12 protein-coding genes are annotated in these 14,543 nt (G+C 62.1%); 5 read left to right on the top strand and 7 right to left on the bottom strand.

Going from position 1 to position 14,543, the window contains the following annotated elements; all coding sequences use genetic code 11:
• Nucleotides 1-32: 32 nt before the first annotated feature.
• Both ACFQ6H_RS02040 and ACFQ6H_RS02035 read left to right on the top strand, forming a co-directional pair.
• On the top strand, nucleotides 33-737 hold the full coding sequence (locus ACFQ6H_RS02040) for a response regulator transcription factor (protein ID WP_378537054.1): 705 nt from the start codon (nucleotides 33-35) through the stop codon (nucleotides 735-737).
• Nucleotides 734-2,113: a sensor histidine kinase gene (locus ACFQ6H_RS02035; RefSeq protein ID WP_378643316.1), complete on the top strand. Its 1,380-nt coding sequence runs from the start codon at nucleotides 734-736 to the stop codon at nucleotides 2,111-2,113. Before ACFQ6H_RS02040 ends, ACFQ6H_RS02035 begins: the two co-directional genes overlap by 4 nt.
• Here the strand turns inward: ACFQ6H_RS02035 and ACFQ6H_RS02030 are convergent.
• The 7 genes from ACFQ6H_RS02030 to ACFQ6H_RS02000 all read right to left on the bottom strand — a co-directional run bounded on the left by ACFQ6H_RS02030 (nucleotide 2,010) and on the right by ACFQ6H_RS02000 (nucleotide 10,423).
• Nucleotides 2,010-2,999, bottom strand: a complete 990-nt coding sequence (locus ACFQ6H_RS02030) for an LLM class F420-dependent oxidoreductase (RefSeq protein WP_007732341.1) — start codon at nucleotides 2,997-2,999, stop codon at nucleotides 2,010-2,012. The two genes, ACFQ6H_RS02035 and ACFQ6H_RS02030, sit on opposite strands and share 104 nt — an antisense overlap.
• Nucleotides 3,000-3,005: 6 nt before the next feature.
• Nucleotides 3,006-3,692: an HAD family hydrolase gene (locus ACFQ6H_RS02025; RefSeq protein WP_378445712.1), complete on the bottom strand. Its 687-nt coding sequence runs from the start codon at nucleotides 3,690-3,692 to the stop codon at nucleotides 3,006-3,008.
• A 269-nt stretch (nucleotides 3,693-3,961) separates the two neighbouring features.
• Nucleotides 3,962-5,413: a catalase gene (locus ACFQ6H_RS02020; RefSeq protein ID WP_378643313.1), complete on the bottom strand. Its 1,452-nt coding sequence runs from the start codon at nucleotides 5,411-5,413 to the stop codon at nucleotides 3,962-3,964.
• Between the two features lie 31 nt (nucleotides 5,414-5,444).
• Entirely contained in the window at nucleotides 5,445-5,999 is a 555-nt protein-coding gene (locus tag ACFQ6H_RS02015) for a Fur family transcriptional regulator (protein WP_378537052.1), read from the bottom strand.
• A 113-nt stretch (nucleotides 6,000-6,112) separates the two neighbouring features.
• Nucleotides 6,113-6,871, bottom strand: a complete 759-nt coding sequence (locus tag ACFQ6H_RS02010) for a cupin domain-containing protein (RefSeq protein ID WP_378540488.1) — start codon at nucleotides 6,869-6,871, stop codon at nucleotides 6,113-6,115.
• Entirely contained in the window at nucleotides 6,840-8,459 is a 1,620-nt protein-coding gene (locus ACFQ6H_RS02005) for an AMP-binding protein (RefSeq protein ID WP_378643281.1), read from the bottom strand. Before ACFQ6H_RS02005 ends, ACFQ6H_RS02010 begins: the two co-directional genes overlap by 32 nt.
• A complete protein-coding gene (locus ACFQ6H_RS02000) occupies nucleotides 8,453-10,423 on the bottom strand; it encodes a thiamine pyrophosphate-dependent enzyme (RefSeq protein WP_378643276.1) in 1,971 nt (656 codons plus the stop codon). The genes ACFQ6H_RS02005 and ACFQ6H_RS02000 overlap by 7 nt, the downstream gene beginning before the upstream one ends.
• Before the next feature lie 279 nt (nucleotides 10,424-10,702).
• On the opposite strand from ACFQ6H_RS02000, the gene ACFQ6H_RS01995 reads away from it, so the two are divergent.
• The 3 genes from ACFQ6H_RS01995 to ACFQ6H_RS01985 all read left to right on the top strand — a co-directional run bounded on the left by ACFQ6H_RS01995 (nucleotide 10,703) and on the right by ACFQ6H_RS01985 (nucleotide 14,538).
• Nucleotides 10,703-11,620 (top strand): alpha/beta hydrolase, encoded by a 918-nt coding sequence (locus tag ACFQ6H_RS01995; RefSeq protein ID WP_054187024.1) that lies wholly within the window; start codon nucleotides 10,703-10,705, stop codon nucleotides 11,618-11,620.
• Between the two features lie 72 nt (nucleotides 11,621-11,692).
• Nucleotides 11,693-12,991, top strand: coding sequence for a sugar ABC transporter substrate-binding protein (locus ACFQ6H_RS01990; protein ID WP_378643263.1), 1,299 nt, complete (start codon nucleotides 11,693-11,695; stop codon nucleotides 12,989-12,991).
• Nucleotides 12,992-13,008: 17 nt separating this feature from the next.
• Nucleotides 13,009-14,538 carry a sugar ABC transporter ATP-binding protein gene (locus ACFQ6H_RS01985; RefSeq protein ID WP_378445706.1) on the top strand — a complete coding sequence of 510 codons (1,530 nt, stop codon included), beginning with the start codon at nucleotides 13,009-13,011 and terminating at the stop codon, nucleotides 14,536-14,538.
• Nucleotides 14,539-14,543 lie beyond the last annotated feature (5 nt).

The raw sequence follows: 14,543 nt of genomic DNA, 5'->3' as shown, positions 1-14,543 counted from the left end.
AGCGGGGCCCCGGGCCTTGATCCGATGGCACCATGGCTGGGGTGAGTACACGCGAGCGCATCCTGATCGTTGACGACGACGCGAAGGTTCTGAATTCGCTCGAACGTGGACTTCGATTGTCGGGCTTCGACACGGCAACTGCTGTCGACGGACGGTCAGCTTTGTCGTCGGTGAACAAGCAATGCCCGGCTGCGCTGGTACTCGACGTCAACATGCCCGGTCTCGACGGCGTCGGGGTCGTGACGGCATTGCGCGCGATCGGCAACGAGGTTCCGATCTGCGTACTCAGCGCCCGAAGTTCCGTGGGCGACCGCATCGCGGGGCTGGAAGCGGGCGCCGACGACTACCTCACCAAACCCTTCGAGTTGGCAGAACTGGTCGCCAGACTGCGCGCTTTGCTTCGACGCACGACGCGGGCCACCCCTACCCTCGATCACCCGATCACCGTCGGCCCTCTCACCGTTGATCTTCGTGGTCACCGAGCACACATCAGCGGTAAACGAATCGAACTCACCAAAAGAGAATTCGATCTGTTGTCCGTGCTCGCCGAGCACGCCGGCATCGTACTGAGCCGGGCACAGCTCCTGCGCCTCGTCTGGGGTTACGACTTCGCTGCCGATACCAATGTCGTCGACGTCTTTGTCACCTATCTACGCAAGAAACTCGAGGTCGACGGGGCGCCTCGCGTGGTCCACACCGTGCGCGGAGTCGGCTTCGTCCTGAGGGCCGAAAGATGAAGCGGCCGCTGTCACTACAGACCCGCGTAGCCATCGCCTCAGGCCTGGCCGCTGGAATCGTGATTGCCGCGATCGGAATTGCCTTCGCGGTCTTCCTGCGTGTCAACGGATCCGAACAACTCGAACGCACACTCGATTCCGTCACTCTGGGAGTTGCGGCAAGTGCACCGAGCCCGGCGTTCATCGAAACACCCACCGCAACAACACAACCACTTGTCGTCGACCCCGGCTTCACTGCCACGACCATCAGTGCGTTGGCTACCACCGACGTCCGCAGTCGGGATGTTCTGCTGCCCGGTGACAGCGGTGCCGCACTGGCCGTCAGCATCCCCGAAGACCCACTGACCCAGGCAATCCGTGAGCAGCAGGTCCAGGTGGCCGCTGCGGCGGTGGTCGCTATTCTCGCCGCGGCCGGGCTCGGCTGGTTCCTCACGGGCCGTGCCGTCCGCCCCCTACAACAACTGACCGAGACCACCAGTTCGATCGGCAACAACCTCGACGTCGAAGGACTCTCGCGCCGGGCACCGTCGGTACGTGGCACGCGCGAAGCCGAAGAACTTTCCGAAGCAATCCACAGCATGCTCAGTCGCATCGAAAGCGATCGAAGCCGCACCGAGGAGGCGTTGGAGTCGGCACGCGATTTCGCTCGCGTCTCCGCCCACGAACTACGCACCCCTCTGACGTCGATGCGTACCGATCTGGAAGTTCTCGCGACACTGGACCTCACGGAAAGCCAACGGCGCGAACTGTCCAGTGAATTGTTGGAGGCGCAGCGCCAGATCGAGCGCACCTTGACCGATCTGGAGACACTCGCCCTGGGTGAGGTGGCCGATCCCGAGGATTGTGCCGACGTCGACCTGGTGGAGGTCGCCGATCGCGCCGTCGCGGACGCCGGCCGGCTTCACCCGCAGGTCGACGTCCGTTTGAAAGCACCGGAAGAGCTTTCGGTTCAGGCCTTTCCCGCGGGCATCCGTCTGGTGTTGACCAACGCCGTCACCAACTCCGTTCGGCACGGCAATGCAGACGCAGTCGAGATCACCGTCCGATCAGGGGCTGCGACCGGTTCGGCGACGGTATTCGTCGACGACAACGGCACGGTGATCGCGCCGTCGGAACGGGAAGCGATGTTCGAACGATTTGTTCGTGGTACCGGTGCGGGCGACGCCGGAAGCGGTTTGGGTTTGGCCCTCGTCGCGCAGCAGGCACGGCTGCACGGCGGTAGCGCTCGCCTCGACAAGAGCCCGCTCGGCGGTACTCGATTGATTTTCTCGATCAACCCAATTCGACGTGCAGAGCCTCGAGCAGCGGCTTGGCCGCCTCGTCGAAGAATCGGTCTTGGGTATCTCCACCGATCTGTACCAGTGCCACATCGGTGAATCCGGCGTCCGTGTATGCCTTGACCGCCTCGACGATCACATCAAGATCGGGACCACACGGAATGCTTTCAGCTACATCCTCTTTACGCACGAACTGAGTTGCGCCCGAGAAGCTCGCCGGCGTCGGCAGTTCGGAGTTCACGGACCACCCTCCGCCGAACCACCGGAACTGCTGATGAGCTCGGGCAATTGCCGTGTCGCGATCAGGATCCCACGAGATCGGAATCTGACCGATGGTCCGGCCTGCGGGAGCCAATCCGTATGCCCGGCCGTGCACATGCTTCCACAGGTGCACCAGTTCCGAATCCGGTTGCACGGCAATCAGATCGTCGGCCATCGGACCGAAACGCTCGACGGACTTGTCACCGGACATGGCCAGCGCCAGGGGAACCGGGTTCTCCGGGAGATCCCAGATCCTGGCGGACTGGACGTCGAAGTACTCCCCCTTCCAGCTCACCAGATCTCCGGCGAGCAGTGCGCGAATGATGCTCACCGCCTCCTGCAGCATGTCCTGCCGAGTGTCGATGGACGGCCAACCCTCGCCAACCACATGCTCGTTCAGGCTCTCGCCACTTCCCAATCCCAGGGTGAAGCGCCCGTCCGCGAGGATCTGGATCGTCGCAGCTTTCTGAGCGACGACGGCAGGGTGGTACCTCACGGTCGGACAAGTCACGTACGTCATCAAGCCGACTCGCTCGGTGGCGTGGGCGACTGCTCCCAGCACCGACCAGGCGTAGGGCGCATGCCCCTGCTCGGTCAGCCACGGCGAGTAGTGATCACTCATCACTTCGAAGTCGAAGCCGACTTCTTCGGCCCGAACTGCGTGGCGAACCAGTTCTTTCGGGCCGGCCTGTTCGGTCATCAAGGTGTAGCCGAATCGTGCCATCACTGATCAACTCCTGGTATCGAGGCCTGAAACGAGTTCGGAGACCACACTGCCGTCGAGGTGGTCGAGAAGATCGCGAGCGTCGTCGTACACGGCAGCAGCACCCGCGCCTTCGAGTTCGTCGGTCGACATGCCGCCGCTGCGCACTCCCACAGCCACAACGCCCGCCCATGTCGCCGCCTTCATGTCCCAGACGGCGTCTCCGACCATGACCGCATCTCCCGCGTCGACACCTGCCTTAGCGAGCGCGACCTCGATCAGGTCCGGATCAGGCTTGGCCACGTCGACGGATTCCGAAGAGGTGGCGGCGTAAATCATTTCGTCGATGTCGAGCGTCCGGCGCAGCAACTCCAGTTCGTCGTCCGGCGCCGAAGTTGCGAGCACGACGTGCAGTCCGAGCGAGTGAACTCGGCGGATCAACTCTCGTGCTCCCGGCAGTACTCGGAGGCGGTCAGCCGACTGCCGGTAGTACTTGGTGTGAAGCTCCTTGGCCCGTGGCCCGCACCCGTCGATGTCTTCGCCGAGCAAGGTCTCCAGTAGTTGGTCTCCGTCCATGCCGATGCTGCGATGCACCCGCCACGCGTCGACCGGGCGACCTACCTCGAAGAAAGCTCGCGACCACGCTTCTACATGCAGGTAGTTGGAATCGACGAGCGTTCCGTCGATGTCGAAGAGAACCGCACCTATTGCCATGGGAATTGACTGCCCAACACCTCGGTTCGCGAAACTTGTGCCCCGAGCATTCTCAGCTCGAGAAGCGGATCATGGAGAGTGCGAACAGCAGAAGTGCACGTCGAACAGGGGTGTCGTCATGGAGTCAGTCGTTGTATTCCTTCTCGCATGCTTCGTCTACTGGTTCGCGCTGCTGTAGTTGGGCAGACGGAAACGGACCGCTGCCGGGAATCGATTTCCCTTGCAGCGGCCCGCATTCGGTACACCTATTCGATTGTCAGGTCAGCGGATCACTGACCTGCGCGTACGCCTTCTTCGACGCGCTTACCCAAATCTGCGTCGACGTTCTTCCAGTACTCGAAGACACGCAGCAGAACTTCCTCGCTGACGCCGGCAAGGGCATGGCCGACGATGTTGCTCACCAAGCGCTCACGAGCTGCGTCGTCGAGAACTTCACGGACCAGCGTTCCGGCCTGCGTGAAGTCGCCGTCCTCGGCGTGCTCGATGTATCCGGCGCGCACTGCCTTGCCGTCGAACGCCCACAGTCCTTCGTCACCGGCAACCGACGGATCGGCATGCGGTCCGCCGTACGAATTCGGTGCGTACACCGGCGTCGACGGGGAATTGAAGCTGTAACGCATGGCGCCCTCCTTGGAGTAGGAGTTCACCTCGTTCTTCGGGGCGTTGACCGGCAGGTCGGCGTAGTTGGTGCCGATGCGGTAACGATGTGCGTCGGCGTAGGAGAAGACGCGGCCGAGAAGCATTTTGTCCGGGCTGAATCCGATGCCGGGCACCACGTTCGACGGCTCGAACGACGCCTGCTCGATCTGCGCGAAGAAGTTCTCCGGGTTGCGGTTCAGCGTCCACTTGCCGACCTCGATCAGCGGGTAGTCCTTCTGGGACCAAACCTTGGTGAGGTCGAACGGGTTGAAGCGGTAGCCCTCGGCCTCGTCGACCGGCATGATCTGAACATTGAGGGTCCAGCTCGGGAAACGGCCGGCCTCGATGGCGTTGTACAGATCCGCGCGGTGGTAGTCAGGATCGCTACCGGCGAGGCTGTCTGCTTCTGCCTGCGTCAGGAACTCGATGCCCTGATCGGTCTTGAAGTGGTACTTCACCCAGAAGCGTTCACCCGCAGCGTTGACCCACTGGTAGGTGTGCGATCCGAAGCCGTCCATGTTGCGCCAGGTCTTCGGGATACCGCGGTCACCCATCAACCAGGTCACCTGGTGAGCGGTCTCGGGGCGCAGAGTCCAGAAGTCCCACTGCATGTCGTGGTCACGAAGACCTGAACCCGGGAGTCGCTTCTGCGAACGAATGAAGTCGGGGAACTTGATGGCGTCCTTGATGAAGAACACCGGGGTGTTGTTGCCGACGAGGTCGTAGTTTCCCTCTTCGGTGTAGAACTTCATCGCGAAACCGCGCGGATCGCGCCAGGTGTCGGGGCTGCCCTGCTCACCGGCGACGGTGGAGAAGCGGACGAGCGACTCGGTCTTCTTACCCGGCTGCAGGAACGCGGCCTTGGTGTACTGGCTGACGTCGTGTGTGATGACGAGTTCACCGAAAGCGCCGCCGCCCTTGGCGTGGACGATGCGCTCCGGGACACGCTCGCGGTTGAACTGCGCGAGCTTCTCGATCAGGTAGTGGTCGTGAAGGAGCACCGGCCCCTGAATACCCGCGGTCAGCGATTCGTCATCACTTGCGACCGCGATACCGAAATTGTTGGTGGTGGGCTTGGTCATGGCGAAGCCTCCTAGCGTTGTGGGCTGGGCGTCAGAGGAGCGGGGCTGCATCCGAGCCGAACGCATGGGCTGCATGCGAGGGGGCCGACTCGGAGGTTCTGGACGCATCAATTCGATTCTGCGAGACCGCGTCCGACTCGGTGTCGGATTCGGCAGAATTCTTCAGGCAATCTTGGCAACGGCCCCAGAACACGACCTCGGCTTCGTCGATTTCGAAGCCGTGATTATCGGAAGGTTCGAGGCAGGGAGCTTGGCCGACAACACAATCGACGTCGACGACCTTGCCGCAGCCGCGACAGACGAGGTGATGGTGGTTGTCACCAGTCCTCGTCTCGAACCGTGCGGGCGAACCCGCCGGCTCGATGCGTCGTAGCAATCCTGCGTTCACGCATGCCTTCAGCACGTCGTAAACGGCCTGTGTGGATACCGATCCGAGCTGCTGCCGCACGAGTGCTGCAACAGAATCGGCGTCTGAATGCGGTTGGGCTGTAACCGCATCCAGCACGGCGAGGCGCGGAGCAGTGACCCTCAACCCGACGGCGCGCAGTTGCGCTCGGGGGTCGAAGTCATGCTCTCCGTCTCGCATGTTTCCCAGTATGCCGCTTTTCTGGAATTAGTCAAGAAAAGGATTGCCTAAGTTGAATCGAGACCGGCGTCACACCCAGTGGCGTCACACCCCAGTGCACCGCACCCGGTCACTCAGCCCAGGACGAACCAGATCGCCTTGACCGTCTCGTCCGTCTCGTTGCGCAACCGGTGGGGAACGTTCCCGACCAGGTGTATCGCTTCACCCGCCTTGAGCAGCCGACGCATTCCGTCGATGTCGATCGTCAAAGTCCCTTCCAGCACGTACCCGTAGTCGTCACCCGAATGGGTCTGCGGTGCATCGCCCGGCGCAGAGTCGGCGCCGGGCTCGTACTCCGTGAGGAGGAACTGGACGTGATGGTTCGCGGGAGTATTCGCCAACCGTTGCCAGCGAACACCCGACCGAAAGGTGAGGCAGTCGGAGATCCGCGGTTCGTGAGTCTTCGTTTCGGATGCGGATTCACGTTCCGGATCGACGCTGTTGCCGAGCAGCACGTCCAACGACAGGTTGAGTTCGGTCGCGATTGCAAAAAGCGTGTTCACCGCGGCCTGACTCTGCCCCAGTTCGAACTGCGACAGGAAGGACGGCGATACGCCGAGCCGCCTCGCCAATTCACGAACCGGGATTCCCTGTCTCGTGCGTTCGGCACGAACCGTCTTGCCTACCGACGTCCCCAAACCGTTGTCCTCCGCCTTCTGTTTGCGCGCCGCCACCTTGGCCGGCGCCGACTTCTGCTGTGCCGACTTCTTATGCGCCGCCTTCTTCTGCGCCGTCGTCTTTTGGGGAGTCGTCTTGCGCGGTTGCGATTTCTTCGATGCAGCCGCTGTCGACTCGGCCGCCTTACGAGGTGGCTTTGCGCCGGTTGCCGTCATGTCCGAACTCGCTTCCGTAGGTCTCGGGGACCGCCTGTGCGGAGCCCAAGCCTAACGCTCGACGCAGGAGAAACTTCTGAACCTTCCCACTCTCCGTCCGAGGAAGCGACGCAACGGTCTCGACTCTCTCCGGAGCTTTCTGAACGGCAAATCCTTCGGACAGCAGGAAGATCCGCAGATCTCGAATGCTTGGCGGATCACCGTCCGGAACCACGAAGGCGCACGCGCGCTCCCCCAGTTCCTCGTCCGGATACCCGACCACTGCCACCTCTCCCACATTGGGATGAGCCTCGAGGGCCCACTCGATGTCGGCAGCGCTGAATTTCTCTCCGCCCCGGTTGATGATGTCCTTGATCCGTGACGTGATCCGGATCTGACCTGGCTCGTCCACGGCGGCTACGTCGCCGGTCCGGAAAAAGCCGTCCTCGGTGAATGATTCCGCGTTGATTGAGCTGTCGACGTAGCCGACGAACAGTTCCGGACCCCGCACCAACAGCTCGTCGTCTTCGCCGAGCCGGAATTCGTTTCCTCCGAACACCGCTCCTTCGTCCCCTGCCTGCAGGTCGATGTCACCGAAAGGATCGCCCATGACGAGGGTCGGAAGCTCCGTCGATCCGTAGGTACGAACAACCGCCGTACCCATCACGCGATGGGCCCGACGCACCAACTCGGGCGGAATCCCGGCCCCACCACACACGAATCGGGTCAGCTGGGATCGTCGATATCCGCCCTTCTCGTAGGCGTCGGCAAGACCACGGAGAAACGGTGTCGCGCTCACGGTGAACGTGCATTGCTCGCGTTCGATCAACGCAACTGCCTCTTCGGGAACCCAGCGTTGCATCAGAACTGTCGAGCAGGCTGCCGCTGCCGGCAGAACTACCGCATACGAAATCCCCGTGATGTGGGGTAACGGCGAAGGCATGAAAATTCGGTCCTGCGAATCCACGCCGCAATGCGCGATCATGCTCGAACTCTCGGCCATCAGAGTCCGATGAGTGTGCAGCACGCCTTTTGGAGCGGAAGTGGTACCCGACGTGTAGAGAACGAGGGCGACATCGTCGGGATCCGCGCAGTGGTCGGGCCGGTTCGACTCCATCCCGAAGTCCAGGAAGTCGTCGAACGTAGTGCGCCGCAACCCACCTTCGCCTCGCGCCTCCACCAGAAGAACCTCTCGGCCCAGATCACGGAGCACCGTCCCGAGCTCCTCGACGTGACGATATCCGCGGTATTCCTGCGGGGCGACGATCACCGACGGCTCAGCTTGCTCGATGATGAAGGACAGCTCGTGTGCGCGGTAAATCGGGACCACCGGAAGGAGAATGCCGCCGGCAAGCCACGTGCCCCAGGCCGCAACGACGGATTCCCACCAGTTCGGCAGTTGAACGAGTACCACGTCTCCGGGCTCGAATCCTGATTTATGCAGTGCGCCTGCAAATCTCGTCGACGCGTCCACCAATTCCTGGTAAGTCCACCGCACACTCTCGTCGACAAGGGCCAGTGCTTCGGGATCTCGACGCAGAGCGTCGAGAAGCATCTCGGGCAACACCCCGCCACCGGTCATTGCCCGCGGACGGGTAGCGCTCAGCACGACATCACCCGCCGAACGGCTGCAACGATGTCGTCAGGTCCGACTTCCCACTCACGTTCGAGCACCGGCGCATAGGGCGCAGGCGCGTACCGTGCGCCCACCCGCACTACCGGCGCGTCCAGTGAATAGAACCCGGAATCTACTGCCATAGCTGCGATCTCGGCTCCGACGCCGAAGTCCACGACGGCTTCCTGGGCAATGACCATCCGGTTCGTCCGACTGAATGATTCGAGAATCGTCTCCCGATCGAGCGGAGCAATCGTTCGTAGATCGATGACCTCGGCATCGATCCCTTCCTCTGCCAACGTCTGTGCCGCGGCCAAGGCGTGCATCGCCATACGCGACCACGAGACAATGGTGACGTCCGAACCAGGTCTCGTCACCGCCGCCTTTCCGATCGGAACCCGAAAATCCCTGCTCGGCAACACACTTTTCTTCTCGTACAGCAGACGGTGTTCGATGAACATCACCGGGTTGTCGTCCTCGATCGCCGCCCGCAGCAAACCGTACGCATCAGCGCCCGAACTGGGCATGAGAACAGTCAGTCCCGGGATGTGCGCCAACAGTGCCTCGAGACTCTGCGAATGCTGCCCACCCGATGATCTGCCGGAACCGAACTGCGTCCGCACCACCAACGGCAGGCTCACCGCACCGCCCGTCATGAACCGGAGCTTTGCCGCCTGATTCATCAGTTGATCCAGGCATACCCCGAGGAAGTCGAGGTACATCAGTTCCACGACGGGTCTACGGCCTGCCATCGCCGAGCCGACGGCGAGACCCATGATCGCCGATTCGGAGATCGGCGTATCGAGCACTCGCCCCGGATACTTCGCGGCTAATCCCCTGGTAAGACCGAAAACGTTCCCGCCGGCTACATCGATACCGGCAAGAAACACATCCGGATCGGCCGCCAGAGAGTCGTCGAGCGCCGCCTTGAGGATCTTGGACTGCGACACGGCCGCGCCGCCCGCACCGACACCCACGTCGAGGCGGTCCGGCGGGTAGATGCGACGCGGCGAAAAGATGTACTCCATCACGCTCGACGCCTCCGGTTGCGGCGACGACCGCGCGAAACGCTCCGCCTCGTCGACCACCGCCCTCACTCGCTTGTCCACCAGATCGAGTACTTCGTCCCCGATGCCGAGCTCTCGGAGTCGGCCACACGTCAGCGTCAGTGGATCGGCCTCGAGAATGTCTCGCGCCATCTCGTCCTTGTCGCGGTACACCTGCGGATCGCCCTCGTAGTGCCCGTGCACCCGCAGGGTCGTGACCTCCACGAACACCGGACCACCGCTGCCTCGCACCTGCTCGTACACCGGCCGAATACCGTCGGCGACCGCCTCGACGTCGTTGCCTGCCAGCGTGATCGATTCCATCCCGTATCCCGCTGCGCGCGCAGAGATCGGGACAGGATGCTGATCCACCGTCGAGGAAAACTCCGAGAATCCGTTGTTCTCGCACAGGAAGATGATCGGCAGTTTCCACAGCGCAGCCATGTTCATCGCCTCGTGGAACGCACCGGTCGCAATCGCCCCGTCACCGAAGAACGCCACCACCAGATCGCCCTCACCGCGATCCTTGGCAGCGAAAGCCGCACCGACGGCAATCGGCAACCCCGCGCCCACGATCCCGTTCGCACCGAAGATCCCCAAGCGGGGATCCGCCACGTGCATCGAGCCACCCCGGCCGTTGTTGGCTCCGGTGACCTTGCCCATCAACTCCGCCATCATCCGGTCGGGCTCGAGACCTTTTGCCAGAACATGGCCGTGCCCGCGGTGCGTCGAGGTGATGACGTCACTGACCCGCGCATGAGTGAGAGCCCCCACCGCGCACGCCTCTTGACCTATCGAAGTGTGAACGAACCCCGGAATGGTGTCGCCCTTGTAGAGCGCCGAGATGCGCTCCTCCATCACCCGGATCAACAACATCTTTTCGTAGGCACACAGAACTTCTTCGCCGTTCACGAGCCGGAACACCTCCAATAATGCTGCGCTCGTTACGAATACATGCGCAGTGGGTGAGCAGGACTATACCGACGGATTTTCCTTGCTGTCCAGTGACACTTGACAAAGGCTGTGAGGTGACTCACGATTACGGAGTACTTCGGATCCGCGACGATCCGCTCGGGGCAGTTGGCACGAGCGAACCGCGTCGATGCCGTAATACGCACGGCGACAAGACCGTCCGTTTTCTTTCGTACCTACTTCCGTTCAGCTTTCACTCGTTACATGAGGAGTCGCGCAATGCGCCGTGAAGATGTCGAATTCTCCAGCGACGGAGTCACCGTTCGCGGTTGGCTCTACCGACCCGACACCGACGACGACGTTCCGGCCGTCGTACTGGCAGGCGGTTGGTGCTACGTCCGCGAATTGGTCATGCCCTATTATGCCGAGGCCTTCGTGACGGCCGGTATGGCTGCGCTGGTCTTCGACTACCGCAACCTGGGCGTCTCGGACGGTGAGCCTCGCCAACATCTGGACCCGAAGCAACAGATTCGTGACTATCAGAACGCGCTCAGCTTTCTCGAGCGCACTCCCGGCATCGACAACGACCGTCTCGGCGCCTGGGGAATTTCCTACTCCGGCGGACACGTGATGATTCTCGCCGCGACCGATCCCCGGGTGAAGGCCATCGTGTCTCAGATTCCGGTGATCGACGGGTACCGCAACATGCGTCGGATCCACGGGACCATGGGTTATCGAAAGCTGTGGGACGCAATTCTCGAAGATCGCCGACTCCGCTTCGACGATCCGGATCAGCGACTGCACATCGCGCATGCGAGCGAGAACCCCGAGGAAGAACTGTCGTCCTGGCCGTTCCCCGAGACGAAGACGACCTTCGCGGCACTTCAAGCCACCGAAGCTCCTCTCTACCAGAACAGTTCGACCATGGAATCCGTCGATCTCCTGCTCGACTACGACGTCAACTACTTCGTACCCCGGATTCTCGACACGCCGTCGATGATGATCGTCGCCGAAGGCGACGACCTCACGTTGTGGGACTTGGAGATCGAGAGTTTCAACAACATCCCGACTCCGAAGAAAGAACTTGTCGTCCTACCGCACACGTCGCACATGACGCTCTACAGCGATCAGTCCAAGCTCGCAGTAGCGGCCGAACACGCTTCCCGTTGGTTCACAACGCATCTGCTGGCGAAGTAGCGAAATCTCCCGTTTCCTCCACACCTCGAGACAACCCCTCGAGCCCCCTCTTGTGAGACCAAGGATGTGATCATGCCTTCGATCGAATCGAAGATCGTGGACGTCGCGCGAAACGCGACGTTCTCTCATCCACTGACCCGACGTTCCTTCTTCGCCGCAATGGGCGCAGCAGGCATCACCCTCGGCGCAGTGGCCTGCGGAGCAGGCGGCAGTTCCACCAGTACCGCCGCCGGCGGTGGCGCCGGCGCCGGCAAAGTCCAGGAAAAGACCCTCTGCCAGGTCACAACTCTCTCCAACGACTACTTCGTCGCGTTCTCGGACGGCGGCAAGCAGGCGATGGACGCGCTGGGCGTGAGCATGTCCTCGGTGGAGGACCAGGGCAACGTCAACACTGCGCTGGGACAGGTAGGCAACGTCCGCGCTTCGGGCGGCAAGTCGATCTTCGGTACTCCCGCCACCGAAGCTCAAGCGGCAGCTGTCACGAAAGCCTGCCAGGCAGCCGGGATTCTGTATGCCAGCTCGTACACGGCGCCCGCCTGGTACACACCGGCCGACGCGGACAAGTGGGTCCGCTTCATCACACCGCCGTCCACCAAGATCGCCGTCGCAACCGCCAAGGCTTTGTTCGACAAGGTCGGCGGCAACGGAACCATCATTCATGTTCCGGGGCAGAAGGGTTCGTCTTCCGACGATCAACGGACAGCTGGCCTGAACGCCGCGGCCAAGGACTACCCGGGAATCAAGATCGTCACCGCGTCGCCGGGCAACTGGACTTCGGAAGACGCGAGAAAGGCGTTCACGAACATCTTGCCTTCGGTGCCGGACTTCGTCGGGGTGTTCGCGCAGAACGACAGTCAAGCTGCAGGAATCATTGCGGCACTGGACGCCGCGAAGATCACGGGCAAGATCGTGGTCGGATTCGACGGTAACAAGCAGAACGTCGAATACATCGCGCAGGGAAAGCAATACCTGACCAGTGCGACGGTCGGCGGACTCACGGCAGGAATTCTCGGTGTCACCATCTTCGATCAACTCAACGGCGTCGACCTGTCTCTGCCGGAGCGATTCCTTTCACAGGGAGCACTCCTGGTGACTCCGGAGATCGCCGACGACGTACTGAAAACCGTGTACGCACCCACACTTCCGTTCGACTGGGCAAAAATGAGCAAGGCCCTGCATCCTGACGATTGGGACCCGCAGACCGTACTCAACCCGATCGATCCGCGGGAGTACTACGCCGGCGTATCGCAGGACCAATACACGCTGAACAGCGCTTGGAACTCTGCAGATATCACCGGAGTACGCACCGAGTACGCAGCCGCGTTCCGCTCGGGCCCGTTGCTGCAGTACAAAGACCAACTCGTGGCCTGAAAATGAGTGATACGAAGGTGAGCGACACAGCAACCATCAGCTTGCGTGGGGTCTGCAAGAGTTACGGACCCGTTCACGCCCTCCAGGACGTCTCACTCGACGTCAGCCGAGGTGACGTTCTCGGCTTGATCGGTGAGAACGGCGCCGGAAAGTCAACGCTGATCGGCGTTTTGACGGGAACGGTGCGTCCCGACGCCGGAAGCCTCGATGTCAACGGGACACACGTGGAACTCGGCGACTCGCGCACTCTCCGCGAACTCGGAATCTCCGTGGTGGTCCAGGAGCAGTCATTGGTCGATGCACTGCGGGTGTACGAGAACATCTATCTCGGACGTGAGGGCGAGATAGGTGGTTGGGGACCCGGCCGGCGTCGGAGAATGCGCGACGCCGCCCAGTCGCTACTCGACACACTCGGCATCGAGGGGCTGCGCGCCGACGCCGTCGTCGCCGAATTGACCTACCCGCAAAGGCAACTGGTCGAGATCGCACGTGCCTTCTCGCGGATCACCGACGCCACCGAAGCGCCGGTGATCCTGCTCGACGAGCCGACAAGCGCGTTGACCGAGACCGAGGTGGAAATCCTCTTCGCGTTGATCGAAGGGTGGCGCGATCGGGTGTCGTTCATCTTCGTCTCCCACATCCTGCAAGACGTCCTGCGGATCAGCACACGGCTACTCGTACTTCGCGACGGGCGGTCCATCGAAACGCTCTCCGCTGACGGCGTCACGGCCGAGCGACTGCACGAATTGATGGTGGGTAGCGAGCGCAGCGCCGACTACTACCGCGAAGGCGAACAGACCGGAGCACTGTCGACGAAGCCGTTGATCGAACTCCGAGATGCAAGCAGCGCAGGCGAGTTCGAGTCGGTCGATCTTGTTGTGCGACCGGGCGAGGTAGTGGGACTGGCTGGAGTCATCGGTTCTGGGAAAGCGTCGGTGGCTGCAGCAGTCGCGGGTGCGGAGTCGTTGTCGACGGGTTCGATTCACGTCGAAGGTACTGCGCACGAGCACTGGTCGGTTCCCGCCGCCGTGGCAGCCGGAGTCCTGTACGTCCCACCGGAGCGCGCCCAGGACTCCCTGTTCCGCAGCGCATCGATCAGAAACAACATCTCGATCGGCTTCCTCGATCTCCTCCGGCACCCGTGGACGCGGCTACTGCGTCTGCGCACCGAAAGGGAACGGACGACGCAGCTGGCCCGCGCGCTGCAGGTCAAGGCCCCGTCGTTGTCGACGCCCATCGGGGAACTCAGCGGCGGAAACCAACAGAAGGCGATCTTCGCTCGGTGGCAAGGTCGCGAATGCAAAGTGCTGGTCCTCAGCGATCCGACGCGTGGAATCGACGTCGGAACGCGAGAGGAGATCTACGGTTTGGTCCGATCGATGGCTGCGTCGGGCGTCGGTGTGCTGCTGTGCGCCGAATCCCTCGAAGAAGTGATCGGAATGTCCGACCGAATCGTGGTCATGAAGGACGGGGTCATCAGCGCAGAGCTGGCGGCCCCTGCAGAGCACAAGCCCGCCGAAGTCGACGTGATCAAGCACATGATGTGAGGAAT

Source organism: Rhodococcus sp. NPDC056506 (assembly GCF_042794945.1).
GTDB lineage: Bacteria > Actinomycetota > Actinomycetes > Mycobacteriales > Mycobacteriaceae > Rhodococcus_F.
Note: the sequence above shows the minus strand (reverse complement) of the source record. Positions and strands in the feature narration are given on the sequence as shown.